Raw genomic sequence first — 21,505 nt, 5'->3', positions numbered from 1 at the left:
TTACCCCATTTGAAAAATGAAACCGCATACATCCAGGAAAAACCGAAAATATTGCAAAAAGGCCATCCAATTGTCTAAATTTTTACACAACAAAGCGCGCTGATGTGTTAGAGTAATTCAATAATCAAAATGAAGAGGGTGATTCAGATGGCAAAAAACATCACAGAGCTGGAAAGGGAAGCCGTTGCTAAAGAGGTGACCGTGGCCGATATTATGGTCGCCAATCAGGCGCTGAAGGATGTCATCATCCGGACGCCCTTGCAGCGCAACGAGATTCTTTCGGCACGCTATGGCTGCAATGTCTTTTTGAAGCGCGAAGACCAGCAAGTGGTCCGTTCGTTCAAATTGCGCGGTGCCTATAATTTCATCCGCAGCATGACCGAATCCGAACGATCCAAAGGCGTCGTCTGCGCGAGCGCTGGCAATCATGCGCAAGGCGTCGCTTATTCCTGCCAGGCGCTTGGCATCGAAGGGAAGATCTTCATGCCGCTTACGACACCGAGCCAGAAGGTCTCACAAGTGAAACGATTCGGCGGCGAGTACGCCGAAGTCGTCTTGATCGGCGATAGCTTCGACGATGCCTTTGCGGCAGCGATGGACGTCTGTTCGGAAGAAGGCAAGACCTTCGTCCATCCATTCAATACCGAAGCGGTGATTGCAGGGCAAGGCACCGTCGCAGTCGAAGTGCTTAACGATATGCAGGAACCGGTCGATTATATGTTTTGCGCAATCGGCGGCGGGGGCTTGGCGTCTGGCGTCGGGACGTATTTAAAAGGCGTTTCTCCTGCAACGAAACTAATTGGCGTCGAACCGGAAGGCGCGGCGAGCATGAAAGCTTCCCTTAAGGAAGGCCAAGTGACGCGGCTTGATACGATCGACACGTTTGTCGACGGGGCAGCGGTCAAGCAAGTCGGGGATTTGTCGATGGCGATCTGCCAAAAAGTGCTGGATGGCATCGTTCCAGTCCCGGAAGGCAAAGTGTGCACGACAATACTTGAGCTGTACAACGAAAATGCCATTGTCGCAGAGCCGGCAGGCGCATTATCGGTGGCGGCACTCGACTTTTACCGCGAGGAGATCCGTGGGAAAAATGTCGTCTGTGTTGTCAGCGGCGGCAATAACGATATCGAACGCATGCAGGAAATCAAAGAAAAGTCCTTGATCTATGAAGGCTTGAAGCATTATTTCATCGTGACCTTCCCCCAGCGTGCGGGAGCCCTGCGGAAGTTCATGGGAGATGTGCTCGGCGAACAGGACGACATCACCCATTTCGAGTACACCAAGCGGAATAACCGGGAACACGGTCCGGTCTTGGTGGGAATCGAATTGAAGGACCCGGCAGATTACGGGCCGCTCGTTGAACGCATGGCGCAAAACGGCTTTCCGTATAAAGACATCAATAACGATTCATTGCTTTTCAATTTGCTGATTTAATGGCTGTGCCACGCGCTTAACGATGTTAAGCGCGTGGCCAGGCTGTCGAGAAAGGTAAGAAGCCGTATTTTCCGAAGCTTATCGCTCGCTTTCCGTGGGGCGGGAATCGAGCCTCCTCAGCCGCTATCGCGACCTGCGGGGTCTCTCAAACCCGCTAGTCCCACAGGAGTCGAGCAAACGCTTCTCCAAATACTTAGATAGGTCATTGATTTTTGAATGTCGAAAAGATGACCTCATTCTAATTCATAACTGATTAATGGACTTATTCAACACTCTGGCCACGCGCTTAACGATGTTAAGCGCGTGGCACTTTTTTTATCGAAGCACATTATCTGTTGCAGCGACCGTCATCATTTCGAAACGATTTAAATGATCTTTTAACAATAATATACAAATGGATGATAAAAAAATATTATTTTTAATTTTCAGTTACTTTTCTATTTACAGAAAAAAATAAATATTGTAGTCTTATCCTATCAGTTGTGGTTATACAACCCGTTATTTTCTTGTAAAATAAAAACTTTTTATAGCTATAACGCGAAATGATTAAATTTTGTTTATTTAAGGAAGGAGTAAAGACCCTGCCTTTTTACACAAACAAAAATAAAGGGTTGGACGAGTGTGGCAGACAATAGCGCTGTACGCAACGCCGAAGATATTCCTCTCAAAAAGAGGTTTCTTTTCGGCGTTTTTTGGTGCGCATTAACAAGGGGAGAAACACAAATGATCCATAATTATGATTCGACAAACTTTTATGAGGACTCGCGGCATAAAGCATGGGAAAGGGAGTGCTCAATATTAGCTAGTGATAAAAAGAAACGGATAGTCCAGTTCTTTGGCTATGACAATGAAGGACGCGCTGTAAACCAATTGGATATTTGGTTGACTACGATGGAAATGCCCATTTTCTTCGATGCTTTGATCAAGCATTCGTTTCCTCTTCCGACAAACTATTTGCATACGCTAGAAGAAGCAGAAGGTGGATTTCACGTGCGAATCCGTACACATGAATCCTCTAAAGTATTTGTGGCGAGGCTGAGTTCAGTAATTAATTGCCTGGAGCAATCAGTTCAGCTATATCAATATAAGTGAAAGGCGGTAAAGGAAATGAATACTCCGACTGACTTAATCAAATTCAGTGAAGAGGATATTTATCACATTCTGTATCTAGCGAAAGTTAAAGGCTTTTCGGTAGACGAACTAAGCCAACGGTTTTGTATCAGCATCGAATCGCTCAATGATTTGATTTCTGGACAGGTTAGAAGAGATTGTTATGAAAAATTCACTCAAATTGAAAAATATCTCGTTGAGAGTTCATAAAGATTACAAAGGAGTGCTTAATATGGAGGAATTAAAGGAAATTAGAGAGCACAATGCCGCTTTTGACGCAAGTTATGAATGTTTTATCAAAGGGTATTTACAATATAAGTCTAATCGCGACAGGTCTGATAAGCATCACGAAAAGGGGGCCGAGCATAATGACCATAGCGCACGATTTGAGAAAGCTCAGCGATGAGGCTGTCTACAGCATCTTGTATTTTTATCATATTGAAGAGTTTCCTGCTGAATACTTGGGCATGAAATACGGTGTCAGCAGCTTGACAATCGATGGTATCGCCAAAGGACTATACCGACCGAAATGCCACGAAAACTTCATGATTGTTGAAGGCATTTTGGACCGCCGCTTGGCGAAGCGGGTAGAAAGCCAATAACCCAAACTTGTCTATCATAAAAGCCGGAAGCCCATTCAAAATGGCTTCCGGCTTTTATTGTGCTCATTCAGCTACTTTGTCCGTCAGGTATCCATAGCCTTGTGCTTCCATCTCTTCGAGCGGCACAAAACGCAGTGCTGCACTGTTCATGCAATAGCGCAAACCACCCGCATCGTCCGGCCCGTCTTCAAAGACGTGCCCCAAATGGCTGTCGCCCGTGCGGCTTCTGATTTCGGTCCGCATACCGAACAGGGAAAGGTCGTCGTGTTCGGTCACGACTGCCGGATCAATCGGCTTCGTAAAGCTTGGCCAGCCGGTCCCTGAATCGTATTTGTCTTTGGACGAAAAGAGCGGTTCGCCTGTGACGATGTCGACATAGATGCCGGGCTCGTAGAAGCCATCGTATTTATTATCGAAAGCGCTCTCTGTTCCGTCTTCCTGTGTGACGCGGTATTGCTCATCGGTCAGCATCTCCCGGATCTCGTCTTCATCCGGCTTCGGGTAATCAGCCGGATCGACCAGCTGCGGGATTTCCTGGCTTTCGAGGCTCGTGAAATCGACATGGCAATAGCCGTCGGGATTTTTCTCCAAATAGTCTTGGTGGTAATTCTCCGCGAGATAGTAATTCGTCAGCGGCTCGACTTCGGTGACAATGGGTTTCTCGTATTTTTGTTGCTCTTCGGCGATTGCCTTCTCGATCGTGCTTACAGCCGAAGGATCGTCATAGAAAATGGCGGTCCGGTATTGGTTGCCGCGGTCGTTGCCTTGCTGGTCGACGAGTGTCGGGTCGATGATGAGGAAATAGCGGTCGAGCAATTCCTCGAGCGACACGCGTTCCGGGTCATAACGCAAATGGACGGTTTCGGCATAGCCGGTATCGCCTGTCAGCACTTGTTCGTATGTCGGGTTTTCGATCGTTCCGCCTGCGTAGCCCGAAGTCACGTCATAGACACCGTAGATGCGCGCCATATAGGCTTCAACACCCCAAAAGCAGCCGCCCGCAAACCAAATGTCTTGCAGGTTTTCTGTGTCGAATTCCAATTCTTCGTTCGGATTGTCCGGAAAACGTGATTCTGAAGAAGAAGCGGTGCTTGAGTCGCTGACCGCTTCGCTTGAACAGCCCGCCAGCAGCAACAATAAAAGCACAGGCAGAAAATATCGTTTCATGATGGGTTCCGCCTTTCTAGCGAATCGAATTCATCAATTCGAGTATCTCGTAGTTGGTCACATGGCCGGTGCGTTGTTCGATAATCCTGCCGTCAGAGCCGATCCAGACGGAACTGGGGTAAGCTTCTATTTCGTACTGGCCAAATACTGCCCCTCCCTCATCAAGCAGGACAATAAAGTCGCCGTCATGATCGATGCTTGAGAACCATGCTTTGAATTCATTGGCGTTTCGTTCGGCGTAAGTTCCGGGGGAGACGATTGTGAGGACAGTGAAATCTTCATTGCTTTCGATCAACTCTTCCATTTCATTCATTCCGGAAAGGCAAATTGAGCACCAGGAAGCCCAGAAGAGGAGGTAGACTTTTTCATCCCTGTAATCATCAAGGTGGTGCACAGTGCCGTTAAGGTCAGGCAATGCAAAGTCAGGTGCCGCGTGTCCGCGGTTTTCCGATAAAGCTTCCGAACAGGAAGTGAAGGCAAGCAGAAGGACAGCCAATATAAGCAGCCGGAGTGGTAGTTTCATGGTGATCATCCTTCCAGGTGAGGGTTCAGCAAAGGTTTAGCGTTTTCTTGCTTGATTTGCTATCTATTTGTGCTATTCCCTAAATGAAGGCCCTTGAACCCTGGAACTGCAAGGATCTGGCATACTTATCGGCAAAGCCGGGTAAACTGACGGTAAGAAAAAATATAGGGGCGGTTGGATGGATAGAGAAACGAAATTATCGGGATTTGCTTTTATCGTGTTGCTTGTCGGCCTCGGGTTGGCGTCATTATTCATTGTCTTGTTCGCAGAACTGGCTGATGAAATGCTCGATCAGGAATTGGCCGTATTTGATGCGGTTACCATCCGATTGCTGGAAGCGATCGGAAGCAGTTGGATGGACACGGTCATGTTCATCATTACGGAGCTTGGGTCGGTTTGGTTTCTGGTATTAATGTCGATTGGCGTCTTGTGGATATTGGGTGTCAGGATGCGCGACAAATGGGGCGTTTTGTTCTATTTGGTGGCAGTCGGCGGCGGCTCGCTGTTGACCGTCTTATTAAAGCATTTATTCAGCCGGGAGCGGCCGAGCATCAATGAAGCGATCGATGCGGTCGGCTATAGTTTTCCAAGCGGCCATTCAATGGGTTCGCTCATCTTTTATGGTTTCCTCATTTACCTGGTCATCCGGACGAAACAGAAACCATGGCTGCAATGGGCAGCGGTGTTCGGGCTCAGCATGCTGATCGTGCTGATCGGAATCAGCCGGATTTATCTAGGAGCGCATTTCCCAAGTGATGTCTTGGCAGGCTATATCGCGGGCACGATTTGGCTAGTGTTGAGCCTGGTGGCGCTCGAATGGATCCAATGGCAACAGAGAAGCCCGGTGCCGCCCGTTGCAGCTTTGCGTAAAGTTTTGGCGCCGGTCTACAGGGCCGTTATCGACAAATTGTAAACAGGGGGCTGCCGGTTTTGCCGGCGGTTTTTTTGAATTTACAAGACGGCCACGATATACGGGTCAATTATTTAGTCAAGCGGCGTTCGCTTAGTCTAAAGCAGGGAGATGGCAACTTGAAGATGAATCTCGGGTTTCCAATCTGCCTGATGGGGTTGGCTGCCTTACTGGTGCTCCTTATTGTCATCTTAGTTTTAATTAGCGCACAGCGCAACTTAAAGTAACTGAAAAATCAAACAATTTTATGGCGTTTTTTTCAATATGGGCGTATGATTGAAGAAAAGGAGGTGCCCTTGAGATGACCGACATTGTCGGGCTGTTGCCTATGCTCATTTTCGGCGGAATAGCTGTTGTCATCATCGGGATGGTATTCTCATTCAAAAATTGGACACATTAGTGGAAGCCGTGCCAGTGGTTTTTGGAAAGTCCCGCACAGGGAAGACGGGTGCGGGATTTTCTTGTGGTTGAAAAGGAATTATCGAATCTTTGCCGAATAAAAAATGGAGAGGGAATTCAAGCGGCAAGGCGGGGATTGAATGGATGAAGTGAAGTCGGGGGCATTGGTCATCGGCGGGGTGGCGTTCATGATGGTGCTCCTGGGGTTCTATATGCGGCAAGGGAAAGGCGCTTTTTTAATCGCCGGCTACAACACGATGCCCAAAGAAGAAAAAGCGAAATACGATGGCCCTGCCATGGCCCGTTTTATCGGGAAACTATTATTCGCTTTGGCGTTCAGCATGCTGTTTTGGCTGGCTGGCATGGTGCTCGAGAAAAGTTGGATGTTCTATATCGGCGTTGCCTTATTTTTTGGGTTTACCGGGGCGGCTTTGATTTATATGAATACAGGCGGGCGTTTTTTGAAACAGCCGCCTGCCAGCAGGGATGAAAAAAACAAGTGAAACGAGGCAACTCCTCGTTTCACTTGTTTTTTTGGCTGATGGAGCGGCCGCTGCGCCCAAGCGCATAATAGATGCCGTGCTGCAGGCTCTGCAAGGTTTCGAATTTCGACAAATCCTGCATCGTCCGCGTAATGATCATGGCGAGTTCCGGCGAGACGCCGACTAAAATTGTCTCTGTGCCGAGCAGCCGCGCTGCTGCCGCCAATTTGTCGATCAATTGGGCGGTATGCTCTGAAATATTGCGGTTCAATCCTGTCAGGTCAAGCAGCAAAAATTCTGCCTTGTGCTTTGGCAGTTCGTTTAATGTGTTGTTGATCAAGTCTTCTGTCCGGTCTTCATCGTAGCTTCCGATCATCGGCACGACGATGATCCCTTCGAGCACGGGGATGACTGGCGAAGAAAGTTCGCGCACCAGTTTCTGGAGCATTTTGGTCTTTTCATCCACCATCTCTTCAAGCTGTCGGATCTGCTTGTCTTCCTGTCGCCTCGCAAGTTCCCGGATGTTCTGCTGGACGGTGACATCCGACGGATAATATTCCACTATGCTGTAGGGCTGTTCTTCATTTTGATAGCGGATGGTCCGGTACCAGAAGTTTTGGCCGAATAATCCCGTCAACACCCCCGCGTAATGGGAAGGGACGAAAATGCCTTTTGTGCCTTTTCGGTTCAATTGGTTCATTTTGAACTCCCAATCATCCTGTATATGCATTTTAAATGTATAGTGATCGATGTCCATCTCGACGATCTCCACTTTGCCCCAGCCTGCCGGCGCGTATGTATTGGAAATCCATTCGACGACATTGCTGGCATCGATATTCTTCAGTTCCCGGAATCCTTCGCCGACGACGATCCCTTGCCTGAACCCGGTGGTCTCAAGCACCAGGTCGGTCGCTTCGGTGCCGGTGATTTCCCGGATCGTGTCGAAAAAGGTTTCCATGGCGGAAGTCCAGAAAAAGACGACATCGCCCCCGTCAAAGAGCACTTCCCCTGTTTCCAAATCCCATTTTAACTCGGCCGCACCGACTGTGATTTCTTTTTTCATGGCTGTATCCTCCGCTTCATTCTATATACACTTTCGCCTTCAGCAGGCGGTTGCTTTAGGTATTCCCTGAGTGAGCGGGAAGTATGCATGAACCTAAAGCAGATTTCATTCCAAATGAAAAAGCCTGGAACCTCAATTCCGGGCTTTTCGATCGTCGTAAAATGATAATGCGGATATGCTGTGGTCTTTCATCAGGTATCCATGGCAATGCATCAGCTGTTCGCGCAAACTATCCGAGACGCGGGGCGCATCATATGCGCAGACGGAAATGACTTTTCGCTGCGGGATGGACCCGTCGATTTCTGTTTCATAATCGATGATTTTCTGCTCAATATCTTCCTGGCTGCCCCATTCGATATGGCCCCATGTCCGGCATTGCCGGCCATCCGCGGTGAAAGACCCGACAACACTCTCGAAATATTCCAGGATGGCTTCGGGTTGGAAACTGCCTTTTCGCCAATAGAAATCGAAGTTATTGACGTAAAGGATCAAATCCAATTCTTCGGGAGTCAACACATGCTGAAGCTTTTTCTGGATTTGGGGATAGATCCGGGGGTTTTCGACGAATAAGACGCGGTCGCCATTCCGGACGCCGTCCAGGACATAAGACACGGCATTTTCTATATAAAGATCTGTTTGTTCGGTCAGGTAAAAGATATGCGCATAATCGGTTTGGCGCAATGTTTCAGTAAAATCACTCATTTTTTGGTTCATTTTATTCCCTCCATGTAACGCATTTTCCATATAGTGATGAAATTCGTCTTCAGCCTGGAATAGCATAGCTGGAAGTGAAAAAATGACAGCACTTGTGTACCTCATGCTAGTATATACTACTTCGTGCCTCTACGTCGCTTGTCCGCCTCCATGCATGTTTGAATACAGTGCAGTTAAGGGAATCACTGCAGGCAAGGGAGGCGTATACATGAATATTTTTGACAAACAAGCTTTGGCGCAAAAGCACATTTTGATCACTGGCGCGACTGGCGGCATCGGCTGGGAAACCGCCAAAACGGCAGCACAGATGGGAGCGAAACTGACGGTTACCGGGCGCGATCCGGACAAGTTGAAAAAATTGGAAAACGAATTAGCAACGCTGATGGATGCCAGCCGGTTGCATGTCCACGCGGCGGATTTAACGGATCCTCAAGACCGAAAACAGCTGGTCGAAACCGCTGAAACGCGGCTCGGGTTTATCGGCGGCTTGGTCAATTCAGCCGGAGCAGCAGGCGGAAAGCAAGTGGAAGAACTGGACCAGGAGTTTTTGGAACACTTGATGAACATCAATTACACCTCGACATTCATGCTGACGCAATTGGTATACCGGCGCATGATGGAAGAAGGCAGAGGCGATATCGTCAATCTCGCTTCGCTTTCTGGGCTACGCGGCACGGCCGGAAACACGGCGTATGCAGCGAGTAAATTCGCGGTGGTTGGGTGGACACAGTCAATGGCGCTGGAAGCGATTGGGCATGGCATCCGCGTCAACGCGGTATGCCCGGGTTATGTCGATACGGAAATGGCAAGGGCGAGTATCCGAAGAAAGGCGGAACGAAAAGGCATATCTGTTGAGCGGGCGCTGGAGGAAGCTCAGGCAGGCATTCCTTCAAACCGGCTGTCGACGCCTCAAGAAGTCGCCCAAACAATAGCGTTCCTGTTAACGGATGCCGCCCCGAATATCGTCGGTGAATCGGTGAAGATTTCCGGAGGCAGCGTCATGAGATGAAAAAGCGATGGACTCTAACCTCGAGTCCATCGCTTTTTTCATTGTTCGATATAGTCCAGCCCATTGTCTTCAATTACGGTATCGGAAATGCGCAATTGATCGAGCGCATCGTTGATATACGGCTCACATTCCGCGTCGTCGATTTGTTCACCGCTTTCGATGGAGTAGCATTCACCAGTACCGGATGTGGTCGTCAAATCCGGCTCGAAATATACATCGCCTTTTCGGAACGAGCCGTCTCGGAAAACGACGAGCCTTTCGGTATCCGACAGCAATGAAGTGCCGAGCATGAAGCCTTGGTCGATGCCTGCAAGTTCAAGGATCGTCGGGGCTAAATCGATTTGGCCGCCGACAGTCTCGACCGTATCGCCTTCCGGCAGGTTTGGCGGCTTGATCCACAATGGGACTTCCCGGAACAATTCGAATTGTTCCGTCGTGCCATTAGCGTCATGCTTATTCGCCATTTCACGGCCTTGTTCGGTCAATCCGCTGTCGTGGTCACCATAGAAAATGACCAGTGAATCGTCCCACATGCCTTGCTGTTTCAATTCATCGACAAGCACTTCGACCGCACCGTCGACATAATGGACGGTGTGGTAATAATTCCGTACCAGCTCATCTTCATAGCCTGGCAGCGCCAACTCTTTTTTATCTTCCGGAATCGTAAAAGGGATATGGCTGCTCAACGCAATCATGAAAGCGTAATAGGGTTCTTCCAGTTTTCGAATGTGTTCGACCGAAGTCCGGAAGAAATCTTCATCGTTGATCGCCATGCCGATCTTTTCCGTATCGGGGTAGTCTTTTTCGCTGAAGAAGCGGGAAAAGCCGATATGTTCATAGACGGTATTGCGATTCCAGAAGCTCGCTTCGTAAGCGTGCATCGCCGCTGTGTCGTAGCCGCCTTTTCGCAAGGTCTCCGGAAGCGGAGCGAATGTGCTGTCCGGGAAGCGGGTATAGACAGAGCCTGTGCGCAGTGGATGCAAAGAGGTGTTGATGACAAACTCCGCATCCGATGTGCGTCCTTCATGGGTCTGATGATGGAAAGAAGGGAAGTAAAGCATTTCTTCTTCCAGCTGGTTCAAATAAGGCGTCACTTCTTCACCGCCGATTTCCTGGCCGATGACGGACGTTTGCAGCGATTCCAATTGGACGAGTATAACATTTGGCTGCTCGCCGCTATTTTGTGTGCCGATTTCTGCGGCAGCTTCCAAGAGCAGGGCTTTGTCCTGTCCGGAAGGCTCGGGATCGCGGAAAATGGAAACCACGCCTTTCCCGAAATCATAGCCATGATAGCCCCAAAACCCGAGCTCGTAGTATTCACGCATATTGCTGGCGGCATCTCCAGTCAGCCAGCGTTCGCCTTTTGCGATGCTCGATAGGAGGGGGGCGGTGAATATTAGGAGGCCGATTGCAGCAATTACTGCTGCCAGTTTGCCGTTCGTTGTCCGACCGTAACTGGTGCGGCGTTTTTTTAACACGAGAATGAAGATGAGAAACAACAGGAAGTCGGCAAAAAAGAAAAAGTCCGTCCAGCGGATCAAGCTCAAAAAACCGCCGCCTACGTCATTCATTTGCGTCATTGAAGGAATCAATTGCACCGATAACAGATTGCCGAAATAACGGTAATACCAGACATCCGAAATCAACAGGACGCTGTGGAGCGCCAAAAGCGACAATAAAATCCAGCGCCGCTTACGCCTATCGATCAGCAAGGTCCAGCTTGAAAGAAGCAGCGCGCTGGATAAGCTGATCAGGAAAAAGCCGAAACTGAACGGTGTAGCGGTGTATAAGCTGAAGAGGAATAATTTAAATGCGGAAAAGGCCAAATAGACCCAGTAATCGATTGTTTTCATGGTTGTTCTCCTTTTCTGGCGGTGAGGGCCTTTCCTATTCACTACCTGTAAACGGGCGTCCGGAAACATCAGCGGAAAAAAAGAAAAAAGAGGCTGCCCCGAAAGCCCTGTTTCATGAGCTTTTGGGACAGCCTCTTCTACTAAATCCAGCCGCGTGCTTCCATCGCTTGTGCGATGCGTTCCACAGCGACCAAATACGCTGCTTCGCGCATTGTGCAGCCTTTTTGTTCTTTCATTTCATAGACATCATCGAAAGCATCTGTCATCTCGGTGTGGAGCCGTTCATTCACTTCCTGCTCGGTCCAGCGCAGATGGGTCGTGTTTTGTACCCATTCGAAATAGGAAACCGTGACGCCTCCCGCGTTGCATAGAATATCCGGGATGACGGTGACACCGTTCTTTTCCATCGCGGCATTGCCGTCCGGCGTCGTGGGGCCGTTCGCCGCTTCCGCTACAATCTTGGCGCGGATGGTCGGGCCGGTGGTTGAAGTGATCTGGTTCTCGAGCGCCGCGGGCACCAATATATCCACATCAGCGGCGAATAACTCGTCGTTGCTGAGCGATTCGTAGCCATTGTATCCGGCCACGGTCCCGGTCGTTTGGGCATAGCCGATCAACTCTTCAATCGGAAGTCCGTCTTTATGATAGATGCCGCCGCCAGCGTCGACGATGCCGATCACTTTCACGCCGCGGTCATGCAACAGTTTGGCAGTAATCGATCCGACATTCCCGAAGCCTTGAACGACTGCGGTCATGCCTTCCAGTTCGAGCCCTAGTTTCTTGGCGGCATCTTCGATGGTGAAGACGACGCCGCGGCCGGTCGCTTCGACGCGGCCTTCCGATCCACCAAGGATCAAAGGCTTGCCGGTGATCGTCCCGGGCACATTTTTACCTTTCAGTCTGGAAAATTCATCGATCATCCATCCCATGATCTGCGGCGTCGTGTTGACGTCCGGTGCTGGAATGTCTCTTTCGGGCCCCATGATCGGTTCGAGTTCGCGGATAAAGCCACGGGACAATTCTTCGAGTTCCCGCTTGGACAGCTCTTTCGGATTGACGACGATTCCGCCTTTGCCTCCGCCGTAGGGAATCCCGAGAATGGCCGCTTTCATCGACATCCAAATCGACAAAGCTGCCACTTCGTCCTCGGTCACGCCCGGATGGAAGCGTACGCCGCCTTTTGTCGGGCCAAGCACGTCCAAATGCTGGGAACGATAGCCTTCGAATTCGCGATAGGTCCCGTCGTCCATGCGCACCGGAATCGAAACTTTCAAGATGCGCTTCGGTTTTTTGAGGATTTCGTACACCCCTTGCGGCAATTCGAGTTCCTGCGTCGCCACTTCGAGCATACGCTGGACGATTTCGAGCGGATTCGAAAGCTCAACGCCGTTTCTCACTTCTTTTGCAGGCATTTCCTGCTTCAAGTCTTCTGCTACTTCTTCTTGGCGATGTTCCTGCTGTGTCATCTTGTTCTCCTCCTTGGCTGATTTCCTTCTATACACTATGTCTTCCTATTAAGAATGAAGCTTAAACATTTAGAAGGGGAGGAGAACAACTTACTGGATATCCGTGCCGTATAAAAACCAAGGCGACGGCAAGTCGAAAGGGTGGTTTTCGGGCAGCTGGCTTGCCTGTGTACGCGTCAAGTCCATCCAGACAAAAGCGCCTTCCTCAGAATTTCGGCGGATGTTCTCGAGGGGGGCGCGCAAGGTTTCCCATAATCCCGGCTGTTCAAGTAAATCGTCCCAAGGATAAAGCGTATGCAAGTAATCGAATTTCTTCACGTCGTGCTTGGTGATGACGATCCGGTCACGTGCAGGATTTTCATAGAAGTCCCATTGTGCAAGCGCTTGGCCGGAAAAAAGATCGGGGCTTGCGGGAAACGGGTAATAGCATTCGAACGGAAAGACTCGTCTAGAGCGGATGTAGACCGCCTCGAGCCAGCGCATCTTCTCGTCGGTGCTTTCGATTTTTCGCCAAGGTGCAGTGCCGCTTTCGAAAGTTTCCACATTCGCTGCAATGGCGGAAAATAACTCGGCTTGGCGGGATAGGCCGATTTTCTCCAGGACGCGCTGTGCCGGGAGGTTGAACTCCTGTGTATTGGCGCCGACAAAACGGATGCCGGGATGGTCGAGTGCCGCATCCCGGACATGGGCCATCAGCCGGGAGGATAGGCTTTGGCCACGGAAGCGCACATCGCTCCGCATGCGCCCGAGCATGGCATAGCTGCCCGCGAAAATGGTATAGCCGCCGATACTCGCCAGGCGGCCGTCATGGAACAAACCGAATAAACGGTTAGGCCCTGTAGAAATCCGGTCGAATACCCGGATCACATAATCATCGTCGATTCCGGTATCCATATCTTGCAAAGCTTGTAAGTCATCATCGGTCAACTGGCGGATCGTTTCGTTCATGTATCGTCACTCCTTAAAGATCATAGTTGCATAATAATTTTAGTGCATTTTGGGCATGGCCACAAAGCGGGAGACGTCATGAAATGAAAAATATTTCACATGCGCGGTATATGACTGCTGGAAAGGCCGAATGTGGATTTGTAAGGCAGGCAGGGGAAAAAGGGGCTTGCGGCGAACTAATCGGAATAACGATTATTTCCCGGTAAACGAAATAACGAGAAAATCCACGGGAACGATGAGGAGGGAAGGCGTTGGAAAACTGGAAAGCGGTGGAATTGGTCAAGGATCTGTTGTTTGGCTTGGGGCTTTATGGATTGATTACTGTCGTCGGGCTGTTTGTGACGATGGCGACTTCTGGCGGTTCGGACACGCTGTTATTGAATGATGAAGTAAGAGGCGATATGGCGACAAGCACCTTATTGTGGATGGTGGTCCCCGCTTTTCTGTTGTCGTTGGGCTTGGCGACGCTGAGGCGGATTCGGATGAAAAATGCGGCGCTTCGCATCAGCATTGTCTGGGCGGTGCTCTTGCTGTTTTTGTATTCGGTGGCGGCGTTATGGAGCGGTATTTTCACGGTACTCATCGCTTCGGTGTCGTTTTATCTCTTCTTGGCGGCGGTTTTTTTGGGGCCGATCGTCTATTCATTTTTGAAAAAATTGCCCGTATGGAAATAGCGGCAGGAGTTTAATGCTGAAAATGGAAGGGAAAAGGGGACGATACGAAAAGTTGAAGAGGGGGCTAAAAAGTGGCGATCCATCCGCAAATCATTTTTAACGGGAACTGCAAAGAAGTGCTGTCTTATTATGAAGGCGTATTCGGCGTAACCGATGTGTCCGTCATCCATTACGGCGACAACCCCGGATCGAAGCTCGATGAAGATTTAAAGGAATTGATCTTGGAAGCGGCAATTCCGCTTTACGGCGATTATTTGCTGCTATCAGACGCCATGCCCGGCAAGCCGGCGACGTTCGGCAGCAATTTTCACGTATCCATCCGTTCGGAAGAGCTGGGTGAAATGAAAGCCGATTTCAAGAAGCTGGCGGAAAGCGGCAAAGTGATCTTCGAATTCGAGGAGAGCTATTGGAGCGAAGCATACGGCGTCGTGGAAGATAAATTCGGCGTGCAGTGGCAATTCGATTACCGCAAATCCGAAGCGGAAAGCACGGAACAAACTCCCGCAAAATAAACTGGACCCCCATCGCTCAGGTGATGGGGGTCCTTTAGCTGAAGAATTTTACACTTGGAATGAGGGTGACAGCATTTCATAAAAGATGGCTGCCGTTGGAAACTCCATCCCCACTGAAACAACCCCTCCGACAAAACGATTATAGAGCGTAATGGCAAAATAGAATCCGATGAACAACAGCGCCGACACGATCAACAAAATCACAAATGTTCTTGTCATCTGAAGTTCCTCCATTTCTAATCATGCAAAACTTTCGCGGCCATGGACCGGCAACTGCAGCGGCAGCTAGAAAAATAGCAAGTTCAGCAAAATGGTCAATACAATCGATAGGATAATTGAAATCAGTAAACTTCCCATACAGGAGATGCGCATGAAAAACCGCCTTTCTTTCTAATCGCCAGGAAGAAGGATGGCTGATAAATGAAAAAGCAATCCAATCAGCTGATGATGCTTGCAAACAGTTTACCCGAAAAAAGCGGAGGGCTAACCTTTCCAACTGATGTATGGGAGATGTTTCATACGCCCTTGCAGCCACGGCAAATGCCATAACTTTGTCGAAAATTGTCATAATTTCTGTGTTTATTAAAAAAACGGATGCTATTTTTAATGTTTTTTGTTACAATCGTGTTACGAATAGATGTCCGGAGGGTAACATGGATAATTACAATCAGTTTTCAGACAGTAATCCCAATAATGAATCCAATCGAAACAAAGCGGAAAACAGCAACGAAACCGGTGCTGAACCGCCAAATTTTCGATCCAATAAAAAAGATCCAGGGCGCCGCAAACTTTGGCTGAAGGCCGGTGGCGGCATTTTGCTGTTGTTCATCCTGTGGAATGTGTATTCCTTTGCGAGCTATGTCGCTCCGTGGAACGATGAGCATTCGACAGCGAGTGCGGAACAGGACGAAGTCCAACAGTATATTTTCCAAAGCGAGAAAAGCGAGGAAGTGCTCAAGGAAGTGAGCAATTCGCTCATCCGCCTGTATGACCATAATTCGCTTACGGAACTCCATATCAATGAGATGGAGGAAAAGCTGGAGCAATTGTCCAAAGACCTCGATACAGACGATCCACGTCTTGCGCGATTGGAATCCTATCATGTTGCCCAAATCGAGTTGACGCGTGAAATGACGAAGACTTTGCAGAAAAACCATGTCGAGGAAGTCCATGAAAAACTGGATGAAATCCTGGACCGCCAAAAAGAGCAAGCGGACGACAAAGCCGAAATCTTGATTTCCTTGATGGAACAGGAAGATATCACGTATGAACAGAAGGCAGACGGGTCGATTGCCTACGAATAACGAAGCTCAACCCAAAGCGAAAAGCCTCTTTTGAAATCCGCGACGGATCTCGAAGGGGCTTTTTCATGTTGTGTGCACATCCTGGTGTCAGAGGGAATATTAGATTGAGAAAAAAGCCCTGTAATTCCAAATGCTGAAAAGGGGTATAGAAGGGGAACTATTGGTATTTCAAGGAGTGATTACATGGAGACGCAACAATATAAAGTGAAGGCTGGGCAGAAAGTGGATTTGGCAGATTGGTCGACACATGAAGACCATAGCGCAGAATCCGATCAAATTGAACAACAATTAAATGATACAATTGAAGAATTGAAAAAATGGCATATCCGGCTCCATGCGGAAGAAGAAAAAGGCATTGTGGTGGCGCTTCAGGCAATGGATGCGGCGGGAAAAGATGAAGCTATTACGTATTTGTTCTCGAACTTGACTGCCCAGGGGATTAAAGTAACAACGCTCGGAAAACCGACCGAAGAGGAATTGAAGCATGATTATTTGTGGCGCTTGCACGACGCCTTGCCGGAGCGGGGGCAAATTGGCATTTTGAACCGCTCCCATTACGAGGAAGTGATTGCGCCGCGCGTCCATGATCTGCTCGAAGAAGAGCCCTTGCCCGACCAGTTGATTGACGGGGAAGTATGGAATCGGCGATATCGGCAGATTAACGAATTTGAACGGTATATGGCCGAGAACGGTTTTCCGTTTGTGAAATTCTTCTTTAATATTTCAAAGGAAGTACAAACGAAGCGCCTCCTCGAGCGGATGAAGAACCCTGAGAAAAATTGGGAATTTTCATTCAGTGATGTCGAGGAGCGCGAGCATTGGGCGGATTACCAAGATATCTTTGGGGATATGCTGACACACACGTCTACAGACCATGCCCCTTGGTATATACTGCCAGCAGATGATGAGATGTATTCCCGTTTGATCATCGCCCAGGTGATGGTGGAAATGCTGGAGGAAATCAACCCGGAATTGCCTGAGATCAGCGGTGAGCAAAAAGGCAAGCTTGACCATTATATCGACAAGCTGGAAAAGGAAGCGCAATGACAAAACCCGAAGCGGCAAATGCTGCTTCGGGTTCTTTTTTGATTGTGATTATTGAAACAATAGATAATCATTTTCGGAAATGAATTCGTAGCTTAAATCGATGAACAGGAAACATTCGTCCGATAGCGGGTAGCTGAATGTGCGGATCATTTCCCCTGTTTCGATATCGGCGTAAATGTCCGACAGCCGTCCTTTATGGCTCGCTTTCATGAGCATCATATTCTCGAGGAAATACGGCCGGAAAGCCCAGTGGGAACCGATTTGCTGTGGTTCGCCTTGCCAGCTTCCGGCGGTTTTCCGGAAGTTGGAGGAAACTTGCTCACCGTCGCCATTGCAAATATAGATGCGGAAACTCTCCGTTTCGAAAAGCGGCAGCACTTCCTGAATGAACTGGTCGGCATAGTCTGGGCTTTGCCATTTGCCCATCAAGCGTTTGAGCTTTTCCTCGGAACGGGCGGTATAGGCCAAGCGTTCGCTGACCATCGCTTTTTCACGGTGGACGAATTCCTTTACTTGATCGCCGACGTGGATGGACAAGGCATCCGTCGTCAGCAGGGCAGGGTCCGGATGGGCCAGGTAATAGCCTTGGTAATAATGCCCGCCGTGTTTCCAAGCGAAATACAATTGATGGTTATCTTCTATGTATTCGTATAACAGGCGGGCGCCGATGCGGTGGGCAAGCATCGATAGGGAATGGATGATGTCCTGGAGCGCATCGGGCTGGTGATGGCGGCTGATGCTCATATCAATTTTCAAGATATGCGGCCGCAACTGGCGAATGCGGTCGATGTTCGAACTTTTCGCGCCCACATGATCGACAGCAATCTGGATGCCGTAGGTTTTGAAATACAAGAGCAAGTGATTGAGTGTATCGAAATCATCGTTAAAATCGTGCTCAGTGATTTCAAGGACAATGCGCTCAAGCGGGAATCCGCGTTTGCGGTATTCGAGCAAGGCCTTCAGGAAATCTTCACCGTCTCCTGCCATCAGTTGGCGGGCATTGCGGTTGATGAACAGCAGGCAATCGTTGTTCTCGGCCAGCATTTGGTCGAGCGCCATTTCAAGCAGCCTTTGGTCCACTTCGGTTTTGAACTCGTCCGGAACTTCCGGGTCATTGAAGAAATCGCCGAGTGATTTAATTCCGTCCGGTTCTATGTAGCGGCCGAGCAATTCATAGCCGATGACGTCGTGTTTGACGGCGCTGACGATCGGCTGGAACACCGGCATGACTTTGTCCAAATTGTCGATGATGTCTAACGGATCCATAGTATCTCTCCTTGCCGTGCACTGTCTTCTTCTATTTTAGTCTTAATGTTCCCGGCATTCAATTGAAGCTTTTGAAACACCGTTCAAACAAGGAATATTCCGAGAATGGCAAGAAAGCGAAAATCCAACCAGAAGTGCTTGCTTTTCTATGAGCGCCCCCCCTATAATATGAATCGCTGCCTTGCCTCATCGCCATCAACGGAATGCGGGCATCGCTCATTAATTAAATGAACGGAGAATAAAAAATGGACAAATTTTACCGCCTCGGGGCAATTTTCATTGCTTCCATTGTTATGGCGATCGCTTTTAATATGTTTCTATTGCCGCATGAAATTCTATCAGGAGGCGTCACCGGTGTTGCCATGATCTTCGGTTTGATGACGCCGGTCAACTCGGGGATTTGGCTGATTTTGCTGAACTTGCCGATTTTGATTGTCGGTTGGATGAAGCTCGGCAAGACCTTTATCGCCAACAGTATTTTCTCAGTGGCCGTCACGTCGATTGCCATGCTGTACATCCCGATTGTCCAAGTGACAGAAGATGCATTGTTGTCATCGGTCTTCGGGGGCGTCATTTCAGGCGCAGCAGTCGGGATCATTATCCGCTTTTATGGATCGACGGGCGGCTTTGATGTAATCGGCCTTTTGCTGACAATGAAACGCGACATCCCGCTTGGCTTTATGGTGTTCACGTTAAACAGCGGCGTCGTTTTCATCTCGGGCTTTATCTTCAACTGGGAGCTCGCGATGTACACGATGGCATCGATCTATATCACGGGCATCGTTGTCGACCGCATCCATACGCGCCATATCAAGCTCAGCTTGATGGTGGTGACGGCAAAAGGCGACGAAGTGAAGAAAAAACTTTTGACGAACTTATACCGCGGCATTACGGTTACGGACGGGGAAGGCGCCTATACTGGCGCCAAGGTGAAAGTGCTGCATAGCGTCATCACCCGCTACGAGCTGGCGTTTGTCCGCCCCTTGATCCGGGAAATCGACCCGAACGCTTTTGTCAGCATCACCGAGACGATGGAAGTGGTCGGTAACTTCCGGCGAGACGAAAACTATAAGAAAAATCCGATGTAATGGAAAAAAGCCGTCCGGAAAAGTGAAAAGACACTTTTCCGGACGGCTTTTCCTTTGCATGGTGAATACCGTCCCCATTAGGCGGCTATTCCGCATCCTCGACAAAAACCCGGTAAACCACATCATCGAGCAAAGCGCTGTCATGTCCTGTATAAATTTTGCGGTATTGGAAGTTGCGCCGCTTCAAAGCATTCGCCAGCAGGAAACGGTCGATTTTCCTGAATGCTTCCGCAGCCGGTTCATGCTTTTTCGAACTGCGCAATTGAACCGATAGCCCATCTTCGAATTCCTCGAATGCCACTTCCGGAAGGAGCGGGAATTTTCGCTTTTGGTGGATCAGGTTGAACGCGCGGTCGATTGTTTCGTTATCAATGAAATCGGGCTGCCGGATCATCAGTGAATAAGCCGCGGGGGCGCCGTCCTGTCCTTCAGCATGGTGGAATGTTTCCGGCGGATAAAGGGAATAATCGGCAAAACCCGGGGGGCAATAGCCGTGCTGCGGAATCATCCGCACCGCTTCCGATAAGGCAGTTAATAGACGAAGGCGTTCATGGAAATCCTCGGACCCGATGCTTCCGCGCCCGCCGATGACAAAATAGAGTTGTTTCGGGATGTGGACAGCCTGTGCTTCGGTGGCAGGGGTGTAGACTTTTTGTTCCTCCGTTTTCCAGTCCTGCATCATCACTTCACTCCTTTATTCGCGGAATTCGAGTTCCGGCATCCAAGTGGCAAGATGGGCTTTCGTATTGGCGTTCCATTGATTGTTAATGTCTTTCAATAACAAAACTTCAAAATCCGTATATCTGTCGTGCTGGACGAAGGTTGGGGTGAAGGCGGGATTCGTGATGGCGATGCTTGATCCTTGTGCCGTTTCCAGTTTTTCGATATCCAGATGAGCGATGCCGCCGATCCGCCGTTCAACGCCTTTTTGGCCGGACAGGAAATTGCCGAGCGAGTAAAAGACAAAGCTGCGGCGGCCATCTGCAGTGTCAATCCAGGCAGGCGGCTGCAGGACGTGAGGGTGATGGCCAAGGATGATGTCTGCGCCGTTTTCGGCCGCAAAACGGGCAAGGTCCATCTGCTCTTCGGTAGGCATCGGTTCGTATTCATTGCCGAAATGGAGGCTTAACACCGTCACATCGGAATGCTTGCGCGCATACGCCAAATCCTGTTGGATCAACTCCCGGTCGATGCGATTAACTAGGTATGGCCGGCCGGCGGGCGTGGGGACGCCATTGGTGCCATACGTATAGGATAAAAACGACAAGGTGACGCCGTTGCGCTCGAGTACCGGAATGTCGGCACGCTGTTGTGCGGACAAGTGAGAACCGGTTGACACCATGCCGATGTCCTGCCAGTGAGAAATGGCATTTTCGATAGCCTGTACACCGCGGTCTAAGGTATGGTTGTTTGCCATGGAGACAACATCGATTCCGGCTTGTTTCATGGCATCGCCGAGCTCGAATGGGCTGTTGAACGATGGGTAGCTCGAAACGCCGATCTCGCTGCCGCCGATGATGCTTTCGGAATTGGCGACGGTAATATCGGAAGATTCAAGGAAAGGTTGGATTGGCGCAAACATGGAATTAAAGTCATACGTGCTGCCTGTTCTGGCATCTTCGTAAAGAGGCTCATGGATGAGCACATCCCCGATTGCCGACAAGCTCACGCGGTGGTTTCTCGCCAATCGCTCTGGCATCATCGCAGGCGGAACAGGGCGCAATGTAAATTCAGGCAGGGCAGATTCAGCCGCAAATGTCTGCCCATGGCTAATGGCCAAAGCTCCAAAAGCAGCCAGGGATACGATAAACCATTTTAGGAGAGTCGCCATGAGTCAATTCCTTTCGGATGTCCTGCCCAGACAGCAGGGCGGGAACAGCATGTATTCGTCAGATTGATTGACTTCAGAATACTATAACCGTGAGGAAATGACT

Annotated in this window: 24 protein-coding genes; 13 read left to right on the top strand and 11 right to left on the bottom strand. The window is 49.4% G+C overall.

Annotated elements, in window-relative coordinates; genetic code table 11:
- The first annotated feature begins 147 nt into the window (after positions 1 to 147).
- The 4 genes from ilvA (at position 148) to AB9R92_RS07505 (ending at position 3,146) form a co-directional block, all read left to right on the top strand.
- A complete protein-coding gene (ilvA, locus tag AB9R92_RS07520; protein ID WP_370668850.1) occupies positions 148 to 1,434 on the top strand; it encodes a threonine ammonia-lyase IlvA in 1,287 nt (428 codons plus the stop codon).
- Positions 1,435 to 2,055: 621 nt separating this feature from the next.
- Complete coding sequence (locus AB9R92_RS07515) at positions 2,056 to 2,526, top strand: hypothetical protein (RefSeq protein WP_370668849.1); 471 nt, start codon at positions 2,056 to 2,058, stop codon at positions 2,524 to 2,526.
- A gap of 15 nt (positions 2,527 to 2,541) precedes the next feature.
- Positions 2,542 to 2,754 (top strand): hypothetical protein, encoded by a 213-nt coding sequence (locus tag AB9R92_RS07510; protein WP_370668848.1) that lies wholly within the window; start codon positions 2,542 to 2,544, stop codon positions 2,752 to 2,754.
- Positions 2,755 to 2,912: 158 nt separating this feature from the next.
- Complete coding sequence (locus AB9R92_RS07505; protein WP_370668847.1) at positions 2,913 to 3,146, top strand: hypothetical protein; 234 nt, start codon at positions 2,913 to 2,915, stop codon at positions 3,144 to 3,146.
- Between the two features lie 63 nt (positions 3,147 to 3,209).
- Here the strand turns inward: AB9R92_RS07505 and msrB are convergent, their stop codons facing one another.
- A complete protein-coding gene (msrB, locus tag AB9R92_RS07500; protein ID WP_370668846.1) occupies positions 3,210 to 4,313 on the bottom strand; it encodes a peptide-methionine (R)-S-oxide reductase MsrB in 1,104 nt (367 codons plus the stop codon).
- A gap of 16 nt (positions 4,314 to 4,329) precedes the next feature.
- Positions 4,330 to 4,836 (bottom strand): TlpA family protein disulfide reductase, encoded by a 507-nt coding sequence (locus AB9R92_RS07495; RefSeq protein WP_370668845.1) that lies wholly within the window; start codon positions 4,834 to 4,836, stop codon positions 4,330 to 4,332.
- Between the two features lie 178 nt (positions 4,837 to 5,014).
- Here AB9R92_RS07495 and AB9R92_RS07490 point away from each other — a divergent pair, with 178 nt between their 5' ends.
- Positions 5,015 to 5,749, top strand: coding sequence for a phosphatase PAP2 family protein (locus AB9R92_RS07490; RefSeq protein ID WP_370668844.1), 735 nt, complete (start codon positions 5,015 to 5,017; stop codon positions 5,747 to 5,749).
- Between the two features lie 536 nt (positions 5,750 to 6,285).
- Positions 6,286 to 6,648, top strand: a complete 363-nt coding sequence (locus AB9R92_RS07485; protein ID WP_370668843.1) for a DUF3784 domain-containing protein — start codon at positions 6,286 to 6,288, stop codon at positions 6,646 to 6,648.
- A gap of 19 nt (positions 6,649 to 6,667) precedes the next feature.
- On the opposite strand, the gene AB9R92_RS07480 is transcribed toward AB9R92_RS07485, so the two are convergent.
- Both AB9R92_RS07480 and AB9R92_RS07475 read right to left on the bottom strand, forming a co-directional pair.
- Positions 6,668 to 7,690 (bottom strand): STAS domain-containing protein, encoded by a 1,023-nt coding sequence (locus AB9R92_RS07480; protein WP_370668842.1) that lies wholly within the window; start codon positions 7,688 to 7,690, stop codon positions 6,668 to 6,670.
- 132 nt (positions 7,691 to 7,822) lie between these two features.
- A complete protein-coding gene (locus AB9R92_RS07475; RefSeq protein ID WP_370668841.1) occupies positions 7,823 to 8,404 on the bottom strand; it encodes an MEDS domain-containing protein in 582 nt (193 codons plus the stop codon).
- Between the two features lie 208 nt (positions 8,405 to 8,612).
- On the opposite strand from AB9R92_RS07475, the gene AB9R92_RS07470 reads away from it, so the two are divergent.
- Complete coding sequence (locus AB9R92_RS07470) at positions 8,613 to 9,413, top strand: SDR family NAD(P)-dependent oxidoreductase (protein ID WP_370668840.1); 801 nt, start codon at positions 8,613 to 8,615, stop codon at positions 9,411 to 9,413.
- A 38-nt stretch (positions 9,414 to 9,451) separates the two neighbouring features.
- Here the strand turns inward: AB9R92_RS07470 and AB9R92_RS07465 are convergent, their stop codons facing one another.
- The 3 genes from AB9R92_RS07465 to AB9R92_RS07455 form a co-directional block, all read right to left on the bottom strand.
- A complete protein-coding gene (locus AB9R92_RS07465; RefSeq protein ID WP_370668839.1) occupies positions 9,452 to 11,266 on the bottom strand; it encodes an LTA synthase family protein in 1,815 nt (604 codons plus the stop codon).
- A 140-nt stretch (positions 11,267 to 11,406) separates the two neighbouring features.
- Positions 11,407 to 12,732 carry a Glu/Leu/Phe/Val family dehydrogenase gene (locus tag AB9R92_RS07460; protein ID WP_370668838.1) on the bottom strand — a complete coding sequence of 442 codons (1,326 nt, stop codon included), beginning with the start codon at positions 12,730 to 12,732 and terminating at the stop codon, positions 11,407 to 11,409.
- Positions 12,733 to 12,822: 90 nt separating this feature from the next.
- Entirely contained in the window at positions 12,823 to 13,680 is an 858-nt protein-coding gene (locus tag AB9R92_RS07455) for a GNAT family N-acetyltransferase (RefSeq protein WP_370668837.1), read from the bottom strand.
- Positions 13,681 to 13,931: 251 nt separating this feature from the next.
- Between AB9R92_RS07455 and AB9R92_RS07450 the strand changes: the two genes are divergently transcribed.
- Both AB9R92_RS07450 and AB9R92_RS07445 read left to right on the top strand, forming a co-directional pair.
- Entirely contained in the window at positions 13,932 to 14,354 is a 423-nt protein-coding gene (locus tag AB9R92_RS07450; RefSeq protein ID WP_370668836.1) for a hypothetical protein, read from the top strand.
- A 71-nt stretch (positions 14,355 to 14,425) separates the two neighbouring features.
- Positions 14,426 to 14,866, top strand: coding sequence for a VOC family protein (locus tag AB9R92_RS07445; protein WP_370668835.1), 441 nt, complete (start codon positions 14,426 to 14,428; stop codon positions 14,864 to 14,866).
- Between the two features lie 48 nt (positions 14,867 to 14,914).
- On the opposite strand, the gene AB9R92_RS07440 is transcribed toward AB9R92_RS07445, so the two are convergent.
- Entirely contained in the window at positions 14,915 to 15,085 is a 171-nt protein-coding gene (locus AB9R92_RS07440; protein ID WP_370668834.1) for a hypothetical protein, read from the bottom strand.
- A gap of 201 nt (positions 15,086 to 15,286) precedes the next feature.
- On the opposite strand from AB9R92_RS07440, the gene AB9R92_RS07435 reads away from it, so the two are divergent.
- From AB9R92_RS07435 to AB9R92_RS07425, 3 genes are all read left to right on the top strand, one after another.
- Positions 15,287 to 15,415, top strand: a complete 129-nt coding sequence (locus AB9R92_RS07435; protein WP_370668833.1) for a hypothetical protein — start codon at positions 15,287 to 15,289, stop codon at positions 15,413 to 15,415.
- Positions 15,416 to 15,519: 104 nt separating this feature from the next.
- Entirely contained in the window at positions 15,520 to 16,170 is a 651-nt protein-coding gene (locus AB9R92_RS07430) for a hypothetical protein (RefSeq protein ID WP_370668832.1), read from the top strand.
- A 183-nt stretch (positions 16,171 to 16,353) separates the two neighbouring features.
- A complete protein-coding gene (locus tag AB9R92_RS07425) occupies positions 16,354 to 17,217 on the top strand; it encodes a PPK2 family polyphosphate kinase (RefSeq protein ID WP_370668831.1) in 864 nt (287 codons plus the stop codon).
- 48 nt (positions 17,218 to 17,265) lie between these two features.
- On the opposite strand, the gene AB9R92_RS07420 is transcribed toward AB9R92_RS07425, so the two are convergent.
- Complete coding sequence (locus AB9R92_RS07420) at positions 17,266 to 18,483, bottom strand: EAL domain-containing protein (protein ID WP_370668830.1); 1,218 nt, start codon at positions 18,481 to 18,483, stop codon at positions 17,266 to 17,268.
- A gap of 245 nt (positions 18,484 to 18,728) precedes the next feature.
- Here AB9R92_RS07420 and AB9R92_RS07415 point away from each other — a divergent pair, with 245 nt between their 5' ends.
- The gene (locus tag AB9R92_RS07415; RefSeq protein WP_370668829.1) at positions 18,729 to 19,571 is read left to right on the top strand and encodes a YitT family protein; all 843 of its coding nucleotides are present in this window, start codon (positions 18,729 to 18,731) and stop codon (positions 19,569 to 19,571) included.
- 85 nt (positions 19,572 to 19,656) lie between these two features.
- Here the strand turns inward: AB9R92_RS07415 and AB9R92_RS07410 are convergent, their stop codons facing one another.
- Positions 19,657 to 20,253: a hypothetical protein gene (locus tag AB9R92_RS07410; RefSeq protein WP_370668828.1), complete on the bottom strand. Its 597-nt coding sequence runs from the start codon at positions 20,251 to 20,253 to the stop codon at positions 19,657 to 19,659.
- Between the two features lie 12 nt (positions 20,254 to 20,265).
- Positions 20,266 to 21,402, bottom strand: a complete 1,137-nt coding sequence (locus AB9R92_RS07405; protein WP_370668827.1) for a CapA family protein — start codon at positions 21,400 to 21,402, stop codon at positions 20,266 to 20,268.
- Between the last annotated feature and the right edge of the window lie 103 nt (positions 21,403 to 21,505).

Source organism: Planococcus sp. SSTMD024 (assembly GCF_041320495.1).
In the GTDB taxonomy this organism is placed as follows: Bacteria; Bacillota; Bacilli; order Bacillales_A; family Planococcaceae; genus Planococcus.
The sequence above is the reverse complement of the archived record's forward strand: the minus strand, read 5'-3'. Positions and strand labels throughout refer to the sequence as shown.

What these genes read in the sequence shown, in the direction of transcription:
- AB9R92_RS07440 (WP_370668834.1), bottom strand. Translation starts at nt 15,085, where the DNA reads ATGACAAGAACATTTGTGATTTTGTTGATCGTGTCGGCGCTGTTGTTC.
- AB9R92_RS07470 (WP_370668840.1), top strand. Translation starts at nt 8,613, where the DNA reads ATGAATATTTTTGACAAACAAGCTTTGGCGCAAAAGCACATTTTGATC.
- AB9R92_RS07465 (WP_370668839.1), bottom strand. Translation starts at nt 11,266, where the DNA reads ATGAAAACAATCGATTACTGGGTCTATTTGGCCTTTTCCGCATTTAAA.
- AB9R92_RS07485 (WP_370668843.1), top strand. Translation starts at nt 6,286, where the DNA reads ATGGATGAAGTGAAGTCGGGGGCATTGGTCATCGGCGGGGTGGCGTTC.
- AB9R92_RS07420 (WP_370668830.1), bottom strand. Translation starts at nt 18,483, where the DNA reads ATGGATCCGTTAGACATCATCGACAATTTGGACAAAGTCATGCCGGTG.
- AB9R92_RS07455 (WP_370668837.1), bottom strand. Translation starts at nt 13,680, where the DNA reads ATGAACGAAACGATCCGCCAGTTGACCGATGATGACTTACAAGCTTTG.
- msrB (WP_370668846.1), bottom strand. Translation starts at nt 4,313, where the DNA reads ATGAAACGATATTTTCTGCCTGTGCTTTTATTGTTGCTGCTGGCGGGC.
- AB9R92_RS07410 (WP_370668828.1), bottom strand. Translation starts at nt 20,253, where the DNA reads ATGATGCAGGACTGGAAAACGGAGGAACAAAAAGTCTACACCCCTGCC.
- AB9R92_RS07425 (WP_370668831.1), top strand. Translation starts at nt 16,354, where the DNA reads ATGGAGACGCAACAATATAAAGTGAAGGCTGGGCAGAAAGTGGATTTG.
- AB9R92_RS07430 (WP_370668832.1), top strand. Translation starts at nt 15,520, where the DNA reads ATGGATAATTACAATCAGTTTTCAGACAGTAATCCCAATAATGAATCC.
- AB9R92_RS07480 (WP_370668842.1), bottom strand. Translation starts at nt 7,690, where the DNA reads ATGAAAAAAGAAATCACAGTCGGTGCGGCCGAGTTAAAATGGGATTTG.
- AB9R92_RS07405 (WP_370668827.1), bottom strand. Translation starts at nt 21,402, where the DNA reads ATGGCGACTCTCCTAAAATGGTTTATCGTATCCCTGGCTGCTTTTGGA.
- AB9R92_RS07415 (WP_370668829.1), top strand. Translation starts at nt 18,729, where the DNA reads ATGGACAAATTTTACCGCCTCGGGGCAATTTTCATTGCTTCCATTGTT.
- AB9R92_RS07475 (WP_370668841.1), bottom strand. Translation starts at nt 8,404, where the DNA reads ATGAACCAAAAAATGAGTGATTTTACTGAAACATTGCGCCAAACCGAT.
- AB9R92_RS07495 (WP_370668845.1), bottom strand. Translation starts at nt 4,836, where the DNA reads ATGAAACTACCACTCCGGCTGCTTATATTGGCTGTCCTTCTGCTTGCC.
- ilvA (WP_370668850.1), top strand. Translation starts at nt 148, where the DNA reads ATGGCAAAAAACATCACAGAGCTGGAAAGGGAAGCCGTTGCTAAAGAG.
- AB9R92_RS07505 (WP_370668847.1), top strand. Translation starts at nt 2,913, where the DNA reads ATGACCATAGCGCACGATTTGAGAAAGCTCAGCGATGAGGCTGTCTAC.
- AB9R92_RS07435 (WP_370668833.1), top strand. Translation starts at nt 15,287, where the DNA reads ATGAAAAAGCAATCCAATCAGCTGATGATGCTTGCAAACAGTTTACCC.
- AB9R92_RS07460 (WP_370668838.1), bottom strand. Translation starts at nt 12,732, where the DNA reads ATGACACAGCAGGAACATCGCCAAGAAGAAGTAGCAGAAGACTTGAAG.
- AB9R92_RS07510 (WP_370668848.1), top strand. Translation starts at nt 2,542, where the DNA reads ATGAATACTCCGACTGACTTAATCAAATTCAGTGAAGAGGATATTTAT.
- AB9R92_RS07490 (WP_370668844.1), top strand. Translation starts at nt 5,015, where the DNA reads ATGGATAGAGAAACGAAATTATCGGGATTTGCTTTTATCGTGTTGCTT.